This window comes from Streptomyces sp. NPDC050625, assembly GCF_040654755.1.
Classification (GTDB): domain Bacteria; phylum Actinomycetota; class Actinomycetes; order Streptomycetales; family Streptomycetaceae; genus Streptomyces.
In genome coordinates this window covers 214,824-230,667 of sequence record NZ_JBFAIQ010000004.1, presented here as the reverse complement: position 1 = coordinate 230,667, position 15,844 = coordinate 214,824, and the positions used below count along the sequence as shown (strand labels likewise).

13 protein-coding genes and 1 pseudogene are annotated in these 15,844 nt (G+C 71.4%); 4 read left to right on the top strand and 10 right to left on the bottom strand.

Features of this window, described 5'->3' with window-relative positions:
* Nucleotides 1–10 precede the first annotated feature (10 nt).
* The 5 genes and pseudogenes from AB0I54_RS11485 to AB0I54_RS11465 all read right to left on the bottom strand — a co-directional run bounded on the left by AB0I54_RS11485 (nt 11) and on the right by AB0I54_RS11465 (nt 6,831).
* Entirely contained in the window at nt 11–4,960 is a 4,950-nt protein-coding gene (locus AB0I54_RS11485) for a hypothetical protein (protein ID WP_363295720.1), read from the bottom strand.
* A 209-nt stretch (nt 4,961–5,169) separates the two neighbouring features.
* Nucleotides 5,170–5,313: pseudogene (locus AB0I54_RS11480) on the bottom strand (cytochrome P450); the annotation flags it as partial.
* 42 nt (nt 5,314–5,355) lie between these two features.
* A complete protein-coding gene (locus AB0I54_RS11475; protein ID WP_363295719.1) occupies nt 5,356–5,838 on the bottom strand; it encodes a DUF2267 domain-containing protein in 483 nt (160 codons plus the stop codon).
* Nucleotides 5,839–5,903: 65 nt separating this feature from the next.
* Nucleotides 5,904–6,299 carry a DUF2267 domain-containing protein gene (locus AB0I54_RS11470; protein WP_363295718.1) on the bottom strand — a complete coding sequence of 132 codons (396 nt, stop codon included), beginning with the start codon at nt 6,297–6,299 and terminating at the stop codon, nt 5,904–5,906.
* Nucleotides 6,300–6,399: 100 nt separating this feature from the next.
* On the bottom strand, nt 6,400–6,831 hold the full coding sequence (locus AB0I54_RS11465) for an Hsp20/alpha crystallin family protein (protein WP_363295717.1): 432 nt from the start codon (nt 6,829–6,831) through the stop codon (nt 6,400–6,402).
* Between the two features lie 127 nt (nt 6,832–6,958).
* On the opposite strand from AB0I54_RS11465, the gene AB0I54_RS11460 reads away from it, so the two are divergent.
* The 3 genes from AB0I54_RS11460 to AB0I54_RS11450 all read left to right on the top strand — a co-directional run bounded on the left by AB0I54_RS11460 (nt 6,959) and on the right by AB0I54_RS11450 (nt 9,136).
* The gene (locus AB0I54_RS11460; protein WP_363295716.1) at nt 6,959–7,615 is read left to right on the top strand and encodes a type III effector protein; all 657 of its coding nucleotides are present in this window, start codon (nt 6,959–6,961) and stop codon (nt 7,613–7,615) included.
* Nucleotides 7,616–7,800: 185 nt separating this feature from the next.
* Nucleotides 7,801–8,388, top strand: a complete 588-nt coding sequence (locus AB0I54_RS11455; RefSeq protein WP_363295715.1) for a sigma-70 family RNA polymerase sigma factor — start codon at nt 7,801–7,803, stop codon at nt 8,386–8,388.
* Entirely contained in the window at nt 8,378–9,136 is a 759-nt protein-coding gene (locus tag AB0I54_RS11450; protein WP_363295714.1) for a hypothetical protein, read from the top strand. The genes AB0I54_RS11455 and AB0I54_RS11450 overlap by 11 nt, the downstream gene beginning before the upstream one ends.
* 63 nt (nt 9,137–9,199) lie before the next feature.
* Here the strand turns inward: AB0I54_RS11450 and AB0I54_RS11445 are convergent, their stop codons facing one another.
* The 5 genes from AB0I54_RS11445 to AB0I54_RS11425 form a co-directional block, all read right to left on the bottom strand.
* Complete coding sequence (locus AB0I54_RS11445; protein WP_363295713.1) at nt 9,200–10,045, bottom strand: serine/threonine-protein kinase; 846 nt, start codon at nt 10,043–10,045, stop codon at nt 9,200–9,202.
* Nucleotides 10,042–11,916 (bottom strand): ABC transporter ATP-binding protein, encoded by a 1,875-nt coding sequence (locus AB0I54_RS11440; RefSeq protein WP_363295712.1) that lies wholly within the window; start codon nt 11,914–11,916, stop codon nt 10,042–10,044. The genes AB0I54_RS11445 and AB0I54_RS11440 overlap by 4 nt, the downstream gene beginning before the upstream one ends.
* 71 nt (nt 11,917–11,987) lie before the next feature.
* Nucleotides 11,988–12,155: a hypothetical protein gene (locus AB0I54_RS11435; protein ID WP_363295711.1), complete on the bottom strand. Its 168-nt coding sequence runs from the start codon at nt 12,153–12,155 to the stop codon at nt 11,988–11,990.
* A 209-nt stretch (nt 12,156–12,364) separates the two neighbouring features.
* Nucleotides 12,365–13,198 carry a hypothetical protein gene (locus AB0I54_RS11430; protein WP_363295710.1) on the bottom strand — a complete coding sequence of 278 codons (834 nt, stop codon included), beginning with the start codon at nt 13,196–13,198 and terminating at the stop codon, nt 12,365–12,367.
* 85 nt (nt 13,199–13,283) lie between these two features.
* On the bottom strand, nt 13,284–14,096 hold the full coding sequence (locus tag AB0I54_RS11425; protein WP_363295709.1) for a maleylpyruvate isomerase family mycothiol-dependent enzyme: 813 nt from the start codon (nt 14,094–14,096) through the stop codon (nt 13,284–13,286).
* A gap of 202 nt (nt 14,097–14,298) precedes the next feature.
* Between AB0I54_RS11425 and AB0I54_RS11420 the strand changes: the two genes are divergently transcribed.
* Entirely contained in the window at nt 14,299–15,777 is a 1,479-nt protein-coding gene (locus AB0I54_RS11420; RefSeq protein ID WP_363295708.1) for a glutamate--cysteine ligase, read from the top strand.
* Nucleotides 15,778–15,844: the final 67 nt, after the last annotated feature.

The window sequence follows — 15,844 nt, the reverse complement described above, 5'->3', positions numbered from 1 at the left end:
GCCTCGCTCCTCAGGGTGCTCCCGCGCCGGCGTCGAGGGGCGGGAGCCAGCGCCTGCGGCTGCCCTCGGTGCGCAGGAGGGTGCCGACGCGTACCGTCTCCCGGACCATGTCGGGCCGGCGGCTGCTGTCGGCGATCGCCAGCAGATACGCGGCCGGTTCATCGGTGCGCTTGCGGATGCCGGCCCTGATCAGCAGCCGCAGGAGCTCCTCGGGACCCTCCCAGGACCCCTCGACGAGCTGCTTCCACTGCTCGGCGGTGGCCCGTTCGACGAGGCGGGAGACCGGGCGATACCAGCGCTGGGTCAGTGACATCACCTTGCCTCCGGGCAGTGCGCGCAGGGTCCCTGCGGCCACGTTGACCAGCTCGACGGCGTCCTGTGGCGCGGTTTCGGTGAGGCGCTCGACGAACCGCCCCAGTACGGTCACCTCGTCCACCTGGGTGGCCTTCGCCAGGTAGCGCAGTGCGCTCGCACGGGCCCGGGCGACGCGTTGCGGCGTGTCCAGCGCGTGGTGCCGGCACACCAGGCCCATCAGGCATCGGCCGGCCACCGCCGCGACGCCTTCGTGCCGTCGCCTGCCGGGCCCGGTGCGCTCCGCCGAGTCCTCGGCCTGGGCGAAGTCGCGCAGGGTGGCTTCCAGTTGGTGCCACTCCTGTGTGTCCAGGGAACCGTTCGGGCTGTGGTTGATGACGGTCTCGACCATCAGCAGCGCGGCCCTGAGGTCGTTCGGATGCCCGAGCAGGGCAAGGATTTCACCGATCCGGCCGGCGGTCGGGGGGCCGAGGACACCCCGGGCGATGAGTTTGCCGCGCAGATGGAAGGACTGCTGGGCGACCGTGGAACCGTAGTCACGGGTCCATGTGACGTCGCACAGTCGCTCCAGGGTGTCCGCGTGCCGGTGCAGCGCGGCGGTCAGCCGACGGTCGACGTCGGCTCCGGGCCGCCGCAGCGCCTCGTTCAGCCAGCCCGGATCCAGCCGCGGGTCGATGGTTCCCACGGCGAACAACTGGTCCAGCAGTTCCGGGTGTTCGGGGAGCAGTCGTTGCAAGGTGCCGGAGATGTCGGCGTCCGCGTCGGTCACGCCCGTGCCGCGGGAGAGTCCCTTGACGTCCCCCTTCTCGGCCCGGTCGGCCCGCCACAGCCGCAGGGCCTGAAGTGCGTGGGGGTGCCCGGCTGCCGCGGCGGCGATCAGCAGCTTGGCCGCGCCCTGGTCGGACAGCCAGTTCCGGCGCAGTCGTTCCTGCGTGCCGGGCTCGTCACGGACGTCCGGTCCCTCCGCGCCGCTCGTGGGCCAGGCTTCGGCGACCAGTCGTGCCGTGGTGACCACATCCAGGTCACGGCCCCAGGTGTGCACCGCGAGGCGGTGGGCGAAGTCGACGGGACCGGGGCGGTCGAGGGCACGCAGATTACGGGCCAGCCAGCTCCGGACCACCGCCGTGGCAACGGGCTCCGCCCCTGCCGTACGGCTCGGCTGTGTGTCGCCGCCGATCGTGTCCACGGCCCCCTGCTCGGCGGTGAGCAGGGGCAGCAGCAGGGCGTCGGTGAGCAGCGGCATCGATGCCGGACGCGCGACCTCCTCCACCACGTCGAGCAGGTGCCGGACCTCCTCGGGCGGCGCCTGGAGCGCCAGTTCGCCCACGGCCCGCACCTGCGGGTACGACATGGTTTCCTCGGGGTGCCGGGCGGCGGCGGTCAGGACGGCGTCCAGCGAGGGTGGCCGGCGGCTGGTCGGCCAGCCGCTCGCCATCAACCGTCCCAGGGCCGCCTGGAGTTCGCGGCCGTTCTTGTTGCCCGGGCGGGCACGGCCCCAGCGATGGCGAACGATGGGCCGTACGACGCCATAGGGCCGCTCCGGCCAGTCCTGCCGTCGGGCCGCCAGCCGCAGACAGCGTGCGATCGGCAGCAGGTCCCGGCGCGGGTCCGTCATCAGCGTTCGCAGCCGGGGCCACACCCAGTCGGGGCGCTTCGGCGCGAGTCCTTCGAGAACCGCCAGGAACTTGTAGACCTCCGACTGTTCGAGGGTCAGCAGCCAGGCCCACAGGCATTCCCGGGGAGCGCAGCGCGTGCCACGGCAGGTGTCGCGGCCCTGAGCGGCGTACGGGCAGGTCCGGTCGATGACCTGGATCACGCTGTCGGGCAGGCTCTCGGCGAGCCAGCTCAGGGCGGTGAGCAGCGGCATCTTCAGCTCGTCGTGCCCGGCTCGCCAGATGCCCAGCAGCTCGTCGACGATCCGCGCACCGTCCTGGTGGCAGGTGGTGGGCAGTGCTTCCAGATAGATCCTGCCCAGTACGGGAGGCAGGGCGGCGACCGCCGGTGCGAAGTGCCGTCGCAGTTCGGCGTCGGGGGCGGGCAGCCGGGCGTAGACGCGCATCTGCATGGCCCGCAGCCCGTGCAGCTCGGGCCGGCCGTCCCGGGTCTCGGCGAGCAGCCCTGTCAGCAGTGCCGTGCACGCTTCGGCGGACCGGCCGACCGCCCGTCCGGCCTGGACGAGTGCCTGCTCGGCGACGGCGAGCCGGAACTGGTCGTCGGGGTGGTCCTTCAGCCAGTCGAGCAGCAGACTCAGACGGGACGGGCGGTCGGGCGTCGCGGTGTGGGCGAGCCGGCGTCCGGCCGCGTACTCGAACAGGGTCTGGTGGAAGTACGTGTAGCGCTCCGCGGCCCCGGCGCCCTGCCGTTCGACAACACCGCGCGATACGAGCCCCTGGACGTCGTCGACCAGTTCGGCGACGGCGTCCGGGGTCCGGGACGGCGTACGCAGACCGGCGCCGACCTCCGTGGCCGTCAGGTCCAGCCGGCCCTCCTGGAGCATCAGCTGGGCCAGTGCCTCGCCGGACTCGGAGAGGTCGAACGGGCGCGCCGTACCGGGCTGCGGCGCGTCGCCGGCCCGCCGGTCCCGGCCCACGCGGTGGGTCCAGTACAGGTCGTACAGCGTCGTCGCGTCGATCTCCTTGAGCGTCGGCTGCTGTGACTCGAAGGTCTCGAACAGCATGCGCAGGGTGAGGGGAGCGCGGCACACCTCACGCATCGGCAGGCCCCGCACCGCGGCGTTGGCGACGGTGCGGCAGACCTCGGCCACGGAGACCTCGGGCTGTCCCGCGTAGAAGTACCGGGCGTGCGAACGGATGGCCGCGTCCTGCTCGCGCGGGCTGTACGGGCCGAGTTGCTTCCACTCCAGAGCGAAGTCGCTCACGTACGGCCGAAGCGTGCGCGCCTCCCTTTCCCGGCAGGTCATCAGGACCCGTACGGAGTGCTCGGCGGCGATCGTGAGCAGTTCCTGCACCAGGATCCGGCCCGACGTGTCGGAGACCAACAGGTCGGCGGTGTCGAAGAGGAAGACGGCGGGGCCGGGCAGGACACGGCACGCGGCACGCACCGTCTCCAGGGTGAGTCCGGAGCCGGGCACCGTGTTCCAGAGGTCGCCGGCCCTCAGGAAGTAGGGCCGCGGGCCTTCGGGGACCGAGGCGAGCTCGCGGTGGAGCCGCCACAGCAGCGTTGTCTTGCCCGTGCCGGGCGCGCCGGTGACGCACGCCGAGCCTCCCTTGTCCAGCACCCCGAGGAGCGACCATTCGAGGTCTCTGGGGACGGCGAGCGCGGCCAGGTTCAGCGGCTGGGCACCGGCGCCCGAGCCGCCCTGGTGCCCCGCGGCGACGAATGCCGTACGGCTGTAGGCCTCAAGTCGGCGGAGTTCCTCGGGCCGTTGGGTGACGACGGGGTCGGAGCCGGAGCGGCCGTCGGCCCGGGTGTCGGGCGCTCGCCGGGCGTGTTGCGGGTCGGCTCCTGTGCTCGTCGGCGCGGTGATCGGCTGTCCGGTGGGGCGCGGCCGGTCCTCGTGCCGTTTCAGCAGTTCCCCGCCGGCGTGCGCGGCGAGCCGGAAGAACCACCACCGGCCGGTGTCTCCCACGTCGTTGTAGGTGCTGAAGCGCAGGGCCGTGGCCAGGAGGGAGAGCAGGAACTGGTCGGCCCAGACGTCGTACCAGCCGTCGGTGACGGCGTCGGTGCAGGCCTGCCGCACGGCGTGCACCAGGCGGCTCGTCTCCGGCACGATCCGGTCCGGGTGGCTCGTCCGTGGGCTCACGAGGTGGCGCAGCAGGGCGTGGCCGTGCTCGGGCGACTGCGCCTCGCGGACCTGTGGGACCAGGGCGGACAGGAGCAGCGTCGCCACGTCCCGGGACAGGAGGGCGTTCTGCGAGAACGTCGCCGGGTCGATGAGCTCGAACTTCTCGTACTGGGCTCGCCCTTCCCGGTACGGCAGCATGATGTTCTGCAGGTGCAGATCGCCGTGTGCCCGGCCACGTACGACGTCGAACGCCGGGTTGGGGAGCCCGGCGGCACCCGTGGCCATCGCGAGGGGATTGGGCAGGTCCAGGTCGTCGACGCGGATCCAGGGGGTGTTCGCCTCCAGGCCGTCGATCCGCGAGCCGTAGGCGAGGGCGGAGCCGCCGCGGGCGACGAGTTCGCCGAGTTCGTCGCGCAACAGGTCGGCGGCGGCGAGCGTGACGGCCTCGTTGCCGCCCAGGCCGTCGTTCCATTCCGTCAGCAGCCACCTTGTGACACGGGCGCAGGCGTCCGGCAGTTCGTCCGCGTCGAGGCGGGCCATCGTGTCCACGTCGCGCAGGCTCTTGCCCGCCGGGGACTGGAACGTCAGCAGCCGGTCGTCTCCCACCGGCCATGGCGCGAACACCTGCCGGGCCAGGCGTCCGCCCGCGGTCCGCTCGGCCAGGGTGTGGGTCTGCCCCTCGTCCCGTCGGCCGGGCGCCGACACCTTGACCACCACGGCGCCCGGACCGGGGGTGACCAGTACCGCGGCCAGCAGGGCTCCGCTGGCGCTCTTCCCGGACGGCCGCCAACGGGGTGTGAGGGGCCGGACTTTGCCGCCGTGCCCTCCGTATCGGGCCCATGCCTGCAGCGCGCGTGAGGCCGACTCGTCGTCGAACAGGTCCCCGAGGCTCTCGCTCTCCACCGCGCCTTCCCCCGTCCACGCCCGCTTCCGCGCGCAGCCCTGACCGGAAGGGGGCCGGGCCGCGCGCCGATGCGAGCCGGTGCTGACGGCACATCAGTCTGTCAGACCCGCGCCGCCGAGGCATCGTGAGCGGATGCTCAAGTCCGTTGCGGCCGGCCTCCACCAGGGCCCTCCGTGGTCGGAACCAGGTGTGCCTTACTCAGGTGGGGGATCAGCCCGCCGAGCGCCGCCTCGGCCTCGATGCGGGCGAGGGGTGCGCCGTAGCACAGGTGGATGCCGCTGCCGAAGCCGAGGTGTTCGATGTCCGGTCGGGTGAGGTCGAAGCGGTCGGGCTCGTGGAACCGCTCGGGGTCACCCCCAGTCCAGCTCGGGCCCTCGCTTGTCGCCGGGGAAGATCACCAGTGCGCGGCGGGCGCGGTCTGCGCCATCTGTTCGAGCTGCGCCTGTGCGGCTTGGGTGAGTTCGGCGCGGCCGAACAGCAGCGCGTAGCCGGAGGGAAGCTGGTGCAGGATGTCGGTGAGTAGGGCGGGGCCGGCCAGGGCTGCGACGACGCAGAGGACGGATCCGGTGTCCCAGCGGGTGGTGCCCAGGGTGGCGCCGGTGCGGGCGGCGAGGTCCTCGGCGAAGGCCCAGCCGGTCAGCGGCTGGGTGTCGGGGATCTGTGCGGTGAGGATCGTTGCGGCTTCGAAGGGGAGGCGGGCGGCCAGTTCGACGCGTTCGTCGCCGGTCAGCTGGCGTCCGAGCCCTGCGAGGACCAGGCGGACGGCTTCCTCGGCCTTCTCCCGGGTGGGGTATGCGCCTTCGTAGCGGACCTTCTCCAGCATCTGCTCGTACGTCATCACGGGCGTGTGCTGGAGGGGTGGACGCCTGTCGGACATCACTGCGGTGATTGCCTTTCTGTCGTCGTGCCGGTGCGCGGGCACCGGCTGTGTGGGTGGTCCCGTCAGGCGGGCTGGGGGTGGCCGAAGAGGAGGTCGTAGCCCGCGGGGAGCTGGAGCAGGATCTGCCCCAGCAGGTCGTCGCCGGCGGCGTCGGCGACCGTGCTGAGGACGGCGCTGACGTCCCAGGTGGCGGTCTGCTCGGTGGCCCCCTCGATCCAGGCCGCCGTCGCCCGCACGAACCGCTCCGGTGGCAGGGGCTCCCTGCTCTGGAGCGGGTTGAGGAGGATCAGGGCGAAGTCTTCCGGCAGACGTGCCGCCAGCTGGGCGCGGACCTCGCCGACCAGGTGCGCGCCCAGCAGGGCGAGCACCACACGGGCCGCGCGCTCTGCCTCCTGCAGGCTGTTGTACTCGCCGCGTTCGTTCACGCGGTCGAGGAACGCTTCCCATCGCAGGGTCACCTCGGCCGCCACCCTTCTTCCGTCCAGTGGGGGCGGAGGACGGGGTGAGGGGGAGATCAGGTGCCCGTCCTCCGCCGCTGTTCGGCCCGCGTCGCCCGGTTCAGCCGGCGATCTCCTTGCGGTCGGATCCGACGCCGATGGAGATCTTGCGGGGCTTGGCGCGCTCGGCGATCGGGATGCGCAGGGTGAGCACGCCTGCGTCGTAGTCGGCCTTGATGTGCTCGGTGTCCAGCGTGTCGGCCAACACGATCTGCCGGGAGAAGACGCCCAGCGGCCGCTCGGAGAGTTCCATCTGCACGTCGTCGGCCTTCGCGACCGGGCGGCGTTCAGCCTTGACGGTCAGCATGTTCCGCTCGACGTCGATGTCGATCGCGTCCGCGCTGACGCCGGGGATGTCGAAGGCCACCACGTACTCGTCGCCCTCGCGGTAGGCGTCCATCGCCATCGCGGCCGGCCGCGACCAGGTGCCCGGGCCCATCAGCTGCTGAGCCAGCCGGTCGAGCTCACGGAAGGGGTCAGTGCGCATCAACATCACGAAACACCTCCAGCAGGTTCGGGCAGTTGCTGCCAATGCGCTGCACTGAAACCGTTGTAACATGTCATCCAAAGGATGACAAACACAGTGTCGTCCAATGGATGACGAGCCGAGGGAGGTGCCCGTGACAGCAGCCGACCAGCCAGCCTCTTCCAGCGCCGACGCCCAGAGCCCGGCCTCGTTTCTCGCCGCCGCGGCGGCACTGAAAGCCATAGACGACGCCCTGCACGCAGCCCAGCACGAGACGCCCGAGGCCTCCGGCGCTCCCGGCGTCGGCCCGGAGCAGGCCCTGGCCTCCCTCCTGCTGCTGCGGCAGGTACGCGAGCAGCTCGCCGGATGGGAAACCGGCCTGATCGAAACCGCCCGCCACGCAGGCGCCAGCTGGGCCGACCTCGCCCATCCCCTCGGCGTCGCCAGCCGCCAGGCCGCCGAACGCCGCTACCTGCGGGGCAGGCCCGGCCCCGCAGGAACCACCGGCGAACAACGCGTCCAGGCCACCCGCGAACGCCGCGCCGCCAGGCGCACCACCGCCACCTGGGCCCGCCGCAACGCCGGCGACCTGCGCCGACTCGCCGGCCAGATCAGCGCCCTCACCGACCTGCCCACCGCGGCCAGTCACCCGCTCGGCGAACTTCACGCGGCCCTCGCCCACGACGACCCCGCCGAACTCATCCACCCCCTCAACGCCACCCGCCCCCACCTGGCAGCCGCCCATCCCGACCTCGCCGCCCAACTCGACACCCTCACGAACTCCGGCACGTTCCCGGCAGCCCCCGACTGACCGAAGTCCGGACGTGTTCTTGAGCAGCCGTTCACCCGTCATGCCTCAGTTGCACCAGACGCCCCCTCCGTCACTTCGGGCTACCGCCCCTGGCGGAGAGCAGACGGAGAGAGAATGGGAATATGGTCTTCCGTTTCCGTAACGGCGGAGCAATCTCCTGGCGGGTGCGAACCGTATATACGGGTATGTCGAGATTTCGGTTCCCCGTGGGCCGCCTCCCGGATGAGGCTCTGCTGTCCGGGCTGGCCACCGGAGATCCGGAGCTCGCCGTCACCTTCGTCCGGAGGTTCCAGCACACGGTCTTCGGTGTGGCCATCGCCGTCACCGGGGATCCGCAGCTCGCCGAGGACATCGCCCAGCAGACGTTCGAGCGCGCCTGGCGCCACGCACAGATATACGACGCACGGCGCGGCTCGGTACGGACCTGGCTCACGGCGATCGCCCACAACCTCGCCGTCGACGCCGTCCGCTCGCGGCAGCCGGAGCCGGTGGCACCCGAGGATCTCGAGTCGATCCTCGGCGTCGTCAGCGACACGCCGGAGCAGCACGCGCTGGCCGACGAGGCGTCCTCACGGCTGCGGGAAGCCGTGGCGGAGCTGCCGCCCGAACAGGGCCGTGCCCTGGTGATGGCGGGCATCTACGGCATGACCGCCCAGCAGATCGCCGACTCGGAGAAGATCCCGCTGGGCACCGCCAAGACACGCATCAGGACGGCGATGGGCAAACTGCGGTCCACGCTCGCGTCTCCGAAACGAGGCGACCATGTCAAGTGATGTGAGCTGCGAGAAGCTTCGGGAGGTCGGTCCCGAGCTGGCACTGGGCGTGCTGCCCGGCCGTGAGCGGGCCGGGGCCGTGGCCCATCTGGACGCGTGCGCGGACTGCCGGGAGTACATCGAGCAGCTGACCCTCGTGGGCGACGGACTCATCGGGCTGCTGCCGGGAAGCGAACCGCCGGTCGGGTTCGAGACGCGGGTGGCACAGTCCCTGACGCAGGTCACGCCGGTGCATGAGGGGAACGCACGGGAGAACGCCGTCCCGCGCAAGGGCCGCCGTGGACGGGCACGGCTGCGCATCGTCTCCGCGACGGCCGCGGCCGTCGTCGCGATCGGGTTCAGCGGCTGGGCGGTCGGTTCGGCCATCGAGAACGTCGTGGCCGGCCCCTCCACCTCCACCGTGCCGGTCGCGGACATGCTGTCCGGCGATCTGACCTCAGTCGGCGCCAACGGGAAGCCGGTCGGCGAGGTCTATGCCCATGCCGATCCCAAGGGCTGGGTCTATATGACGCTGAACCTCCCCCATGCCGGCACCAGCTACAACGGCAAGGTCGTCTGCTTCCTGGAGCGCAAGGACGGCAGCATGGTTCCCGTCGGCACCTTCTCCATCCGCGACGGCAGCGGCTCCTGGGGTGCCCCGGCCCCCGTCGATCTCTCGGCGCTCTCCGGCGCCCGGGTGACCACGCTCGACGGCACCATGCTCGCGAGGGCGCCCCTGGGCCAGGCCAATCCGAACAGTAGCGAGTAGGGGGTCGGTGGCCTGGCGAGGCCGCGCGGAGGACGGCCCCCCTCGGAGCGCCCTGGCATGCCTTCAGGCTCGGGCGGCCTGTGGCCCCTCGCCGGGGCGCGTCGCGCCGAGGGCCCCGGCCAGTTCGGGGATCGTGAGCCGGGCCGCCGGGTCCGCCCGCAGACACCCGTCGATCGCCGCGGCCAGAGCGCGGGGCAGACGCCGCCGTGACGCGATGGGCGGCACCTCGCCCATCTCCTCGGACTCACCGGCTCCGGCACGGACGAACGTGACATTGCCCGCGGCCACCTCGTACAGCGTGATGCCGATGCCCCATACGTCGGCCGGTGTCGACAGCTCCCCGCCGTGTTCCTGTTCCGGTGCGCGGTAGCAGCGCGTGCCCAGTCCGGCGGGAGCGCGGCCGGGCGGCCGGGCCACGCTGAGGTCGAACACCTTGGCGTGCCCGCGTTCCACCACGACGTTGGACGGCTTGAGGTCCAGATGCAGCAGACCCTGGGCGTGCAGATAGTGAATCGCGGAACACAGCTGCGCGCCGAGGAGCGCCACGTCCGCGGCGGACGGCCGGCGCCGCAACCGGTGGACGATGTGTGCCAGCGTCTCCCCGGTCAGCGTCTCCAGGACGACGAGCGGCTCCGGCAGGGTGAAGGTCTCATAGGCCCGGACCAGGTGCGGATGGCTGAAATCCCGCAGCCACCGGCCCTCGCGCAGCAGGCGGTCGTGCAGGCCCGTGTCGCCGCGCCGGTCCGGCCGCAGTGCCTTGAGCACGCAGCGGCAGGCCCGCTCCTCGCTCCAGGAGTCGTACACGTCCACCCAGCTCGTACGCGTCACATGGCCCAGGACCTGGTATCCGGGAACCGGACGGGTGCCGGGCGCCATCGGCGGGGCGGGTTCCGCTTCCGCGCCGTTCATGACAGCACCGTCCCGGACGGGGCGGACTCCGGCAGGGCGAGGCGTCCGGCCGCGGGGCTCATCCGGTGCAGCCGGGCGTAGGTGCCGTCCCGGGCGAGCAGTTCGTCGTGGGTCCCCGACTCGACGACCCGTCCGCCGTCGAGCACCACGATCCGGGTGGCGTCCCGGACGGTGAGCAGGTCGTGGGAGATGACCACGGTGGTGCGCCCGGCCATGAGGCGGCGCAGCGGGCCCATGATCCTCAGGCCGGACCGTGCGTCGAGGGCGGTGGTCGGTTCGTCCAGGAGCAGGACGGGCGCGTCCCTGATCATCGCGCGCGCGATCGCCAGGCGCTGGCGCTGCCCGCCCGACAGGGTCCGGCCACGCTGGCCGACCACGGTGTCATAGCCGTCCGGGAGCAGCTCGATGAACTCATGGGCGTCCGCGGCACGCGCCGCCGCGACGATCTCGGCCTCGCTCGCCCCGGGACGGCCGTAGGCGATGTTGTCCCGCACCGTGCCGTGGAAGACCAACGTCTCCTGGAGGACCACCGAGACGCTCTCCCGTACGTCGGACAGGAGCAGGGTGCGCACATCCTTCCCGTCGAGACGGACCGCGCCCCAGTCGGGGTCGTAGAACCGCAGCAGCAGTTTGGCGACCGTGGACTTGCCGGCCCCGCTGGCCCCGACCAGCGCCAGCACCTCTCCCGGAGCGACGTGCAGGGACACCTCCGACAGGGCCGGGCGCGCGGTCCCGGGGTAGCGGAAGGACACGCCGTCGAGCTCGATGTCGCCCCGCGCCCGGCCGATCGGCCGCGCGTCGGCGGCCTCGACGACCTGGGGCCGCTGGTCGAGCAGCTCGATGATCCGTTCCGCGGAGGCCGACGCGGCGTAGAAGGTGTTGCCCAGCCGGGACAGTCCGCGGATCGGGCTGTACAGCTTCCCGATCAGGGCGAGGAAGACCAGCAGTCCGCCGAGGGTGAGCTGGCCCTGGGCCAGCTTCCAGGTGCCGAGGCCCATGACGGCGAGTCCGCCGGCCACCTCGATGACCTCGACGAGCGAACCGTAGACGGCGTGGATCCGCGCCGAGGCCATCGTCGCGTGGAACCTGCCGAGGCTCTCCTGCTCGAAGCGACGCTCCTCCCAGTCCTGCCGGTTGTAGGCCTGCACCAGGGTCACATTGCCCAGCGACTCCTCGGCGACCGCGCTCAGCGAACCGCTGCGGCGTCTGCGCTCCCGGGACGCCTCCTTGATCAGCCGGGAGAAGTGCCGGGCGGCGCGCCAGAACAGCGGCACGATGAAGAGCGCGAGGAGCGTCAGGTCCCAGCGCAGATAGAAGAGCAGGCCGACGAAGACACCCAGCCGGACCACGTAGTAGAGGCCGTCCGCCACACCCGAGAGCATGAATGTCTCGACGGCGTCCACGTCGCCCGTGACACGCGAGAGCACGTCCCCGAGCCGCCGTCGTTCGAAGAATCCGAGCGACAGCCCCTGGACGTGCCGGAAGACGTCGGCGCGCACGGCCAGCAGGAACCGCTCGCCCACCCAGGTGGAGGTCACGTCGTCGGCGAACCTGAGAGCGCCGGAGGCGACGACGAGCCCCAGATAGGTGGGCGCGATCCAGATGAAGGGCCGAAGATCGCGCGGTACGAGCACATCGTCCACCACGATCTTGAACAGCCAGAGTTCGGCGGCGTCGGCTAGGGGCCCGATCAGGCTGAAGAGAACAACGGGCACCAGCCAGCGCCGGCGGCCGCGGGTGTAGGGCCAGAAGCGCCGGAACACCTCGCGCGGCGGCAACGGCGGCGCGGCCGCGACAACGGCGTTCGCGGCGTCGTCATCCCCGCCCACCTCCAGCAGGCGCTGCAGAAAACGCCGGGGGACAGCCACCATGGCACGGCTCCGTCGCAGACCGACGGCGGAACGGACCGGCTCCCCCGGTCACCGGCCCGCTCAGCCTGCTTTCACCTGCGGTGATCGGAGTGGTCACCCTTGTGGTGGTCTTCACGACCCTCGTGGTCACGGTTCCTCTCGCCGTGCCCGTGCCCCGATTCCCTTTCGTGGTCGCCGTGGCCGCTGCTGTCACCGTGGTCGCGGTGACTGGCCGGGAAGAGCTTGCTGAAGATTGCCATGCCGTTCCTCCTGTCGAAAAATCCCTCGTATCACATACGGTGTGGGACGGGAATTGGATGGCAGTAGCGGACAAAAGCCGCAAATTTCGCCCTCGGTAGACCTCATGAACACACTGGGTACCGGGTACCGGATGTCACCGGCGCTTCGAACCGGGTTCGCAATGGTCGCACGGCGATCGGGGACACGGAGCGTGCACCCCTTCCGCAGGTCAGCCGTCCGCGCCCTGCAGCAGATCGGCATAGGTGCGGGCCTGCTGGGAGGCATTGCGGTGCCAGTCGGCCTGCATGCGGTGTTCCTCCGCCAACGGGGGCTCGGCCGTGACGAGTTGGTCGTACACGTCGGCGATCTCCTGGTGCACCGCCGCGATGGCGAGCCGGTTGGCGCGCACCGCGTCGGCGTGTCCCCGGTAGGCCGCGATCACCAGCGGGTCCCCGCCGACGGGCGCGGCCGCGGGACCCTGCGCGTGCAGGGTGCCGTACGCGTCGTTCAACCGCGTTGCACGCGCGTCCAGTTCGGTACGACGGCCGTGCAGGGCGGAGCCGCGGGTGCGCAGACTGGCCTCGTACGCATGGGATCCGGGGAAGCGGACCGCGTCCAGGCCTGATGTGACCGCGTGCGGCCGGTCCGGCCGCAGCCTGGCATAACGGGCGTCCGCCTCCGCCGCCACATCGAGCGTCCTCAACTCCGGCGGCAGCGCGCTGCGTCCGGTGGCCGCCCACGCGTGGACGTCGCCGTACCACTTCTCGTGCGCGGACTGCCGTGTCATGCCCGCGGCTTCGCCGATCTGGTACCACGTGGTGCCCCGCTCCCGCTCGGCGACCACCGCCTCGCGTATCACGTCCTCCACCCTGCGCTGCAGCCGAAGTGCCGTACACAGCAGGTCCCCCGGCGCGGGATCCGGCTCGACCGGCACGGCGTCCAGGACGGCGTCGGCGAGTTGACGGAGTGTCAGTGCGAGGGCGACTCGGGCTTCGTCACGGGGTGAGAGCCGGCGGAGCTCGTCCGCGTCCGGAGCGGCGGGGGTGCCTGCGACGTCGGTCATTGCGTCAGGCTATCCCTGACACATCCGATCATGGGACCCCGACAACGACATCCGGGCCGCGGCAGGCAGCCGAGCGGGACGTGGGTCAAAAGGCCGTGTGGGCAAACCAATTGTCGAGCGGCGCGGTGTCTCCCGACACCTCGAAGGCGTCGTCCTGGTACGTACGCCGCCCGTACAGCAGCAACAGCAGGTCAGCTGCCCGCCCGCGCACCACCGACTGCGCCTCGGAAGGTACGGCGTCGGTGGCCGGCCGCGGCATCAGGCGGAAGCCGTCGGGGTCCAGGCGTACGCGCCACTCCTCACCGGTTCCACGTGTGTGGTCCGAGCACTGGAAGGCGATCGTCTCGCCGCCGCCGTGCAGCTTCGTCACGGCCGGGGCGAAGAGACCGGCGTAGGGGAGGTTGACCAGGAACTCGTCGACTCCGTCCGCCGCGAGTACGGGGTCGATGCCGGAGTCCCGGCCCACGGCACGCTCCGCGTCGACCCGGTGCACCAGAGTTTCGAAGAGCATCCGCCGGGCCCAGAACCGCGCGTGCTGGTCCTCGCCCCAGGCCCACATCGGCGCCCGGGGGTCCGTGTCACGCAGCACCGCGGCCACGGCGGGCACGCCCGCCGCCACCCAGTCGGGATACTCCCGCGCGGCTTCCGGCAGCCCCAGCTCCAGCTCACGGCTGCGTGGCGGCTCCTGCACCAGCCGGGTCAGCAGCGTGCTGAACCAGCGCTGGAGCGCGCCCACGTGCCGGGTGAGGTCGGCCAGCGTCCAGTCCGGGCAGGAGGGCACGGCGGTCTCGGGGTCCATGCCTCTGGCGACGTCGGCGAAATGCAGCGTCTCGCGCTCGATCGCCTCACGGTAGGTGTCGTACGGCAGAGGGTGCCCCGCCCCGTTCGTCGTCTCCATCTGCTGCCGCCATTTCTTCCCCAGCACGGATACCGTCGCGATCAGTGTGGATGCTGGAGTGCACTCGAAGGCAAATCCGGGGGCATGCCCGCGGTGCCCGCACGCGGTGCCCGTCCCGCACCCGTCCCACGTGGTCAGGGGCGCCCGGTGGTGCGACGCTGGGGGATGAGAGGTGTCCGAGGAGGGGAACCCGGGAGGGCCGATGGGACGCGACGTCCCGGCGATGGTCTTCACCCGCGAGGACCGGCGCCGGTACCGGATCAAGATGCACGACTGCCTCGACGCGTTCGCGCAGATGCTGCGCGAGGAGCGGTTCGAGTCCGAGCGGCCCCAGGTGGGGCTGGAGATCGAGCTCAACCTGGTCGACGACCGGGCGGAGCCGGCGATGCGCAACAGCGATGTGCTCCAGGCGATCGCGGACCCCGCCTGGTCCACGGAGCTGGGCCGGTTCAATCTGGAGATCAACGTTCCGCCGCGCCGTCTGACGGCGGGCGGTCCCGACGCCTGGGAGTCGGAGATCCGTGACGCGCTGAATCACGCGGAGCAGCGCGCCATGTCGGTCGACGCGCATCTGATCATGGTCGGCATCCTTCCCACCCTGCGGGAGGAGGACATCGGCGAGGCCGCGCTGTCGGAGAACCCGCGCTATCGCCTGATCAACGACCAGGTCTTCGCGGCCCGGGGCGAGGATCTGCTCCTCGAGGTGGACGGTGTCGACCGGCTGCGGACCTACGCGGACACGATCAGCCCGGAGGCCGCGTGCACCAGCACCCAGTTCCACCTCCAGGTGTCCCCGGACGAGTTCGCGGACTACTGGAACGCGGCGCAGGCCATCGCCGGGGTCCAGGTCGCGCTGGCGGCCAACGCCCCGTTCCTGTTCGGCAAGGAACTGTGGCACGAAACCCGTATCCCGCTGTTCGAGCAGGCCACCGACACACGCCCGCAGGAGATCAAGGTGCAGGGGGTACGGCCCCGGGTGTGGTTCGGAGAGCGGTGGATCAACAGCGTCTTCGACCTCTTCGAGGAGAACCTGCGCTACTTCCCGGCACTGCTGCCCCTGTGCGACGAGCAGGACCCCGCGCAGACGCTGGACCGCGGTGACATCCCGGAACTGGCCGAACTGACCCTGCACAACGGCACGATCTACCGCTGGAACCGCCCGGTCTACGCCGTCTCCCACGACAAACCGCATGTCAGGGTGGAGAACCGGGTGCTGCCGGCCGGCCCGACCGTCGCCGACACCCTCGCCAACGGCGCCTTCTACTACGGGCTCACCCGCGCCCTGGTGGAGGAGGACCGGCCCGTGTGGTCGCGGATGTCCTTCTCCGCCGCCGAGGACAATCTGCACACGGCGGCGCGCAACGGCATCGAGGCACTGCTGTACTGGCCCGGCATGGGCGAGGTGCCGGTGCCCGAACTCGTCCTGCGGCGCCTGCTTCCGCTGGCGCACCGGGGGCTGGAGCACTCCGGCATGGACGCGGCCTGGCGGGAACCGCTCCTCGGTGTCATCGAGCAGCGATGTGTCACCGCCCGCAACGGAGCCGTGTGGCAGAAGGAGATGTTCCACCGCATCGACGAGTCCACGCACAGCGGCCGCCATGAGGCCCTGCGCCGGATGACGCAGCTGTACATCGACTACATGCACCTCAACGCCCCGGCTCACACCTGGCCGGTCGACTGAGCCATGGCCGGTCGGCAGAGCCCCGGACGGGCGCCGCCCTCACTCGTCCGGGGCACCGGTCGGGGCG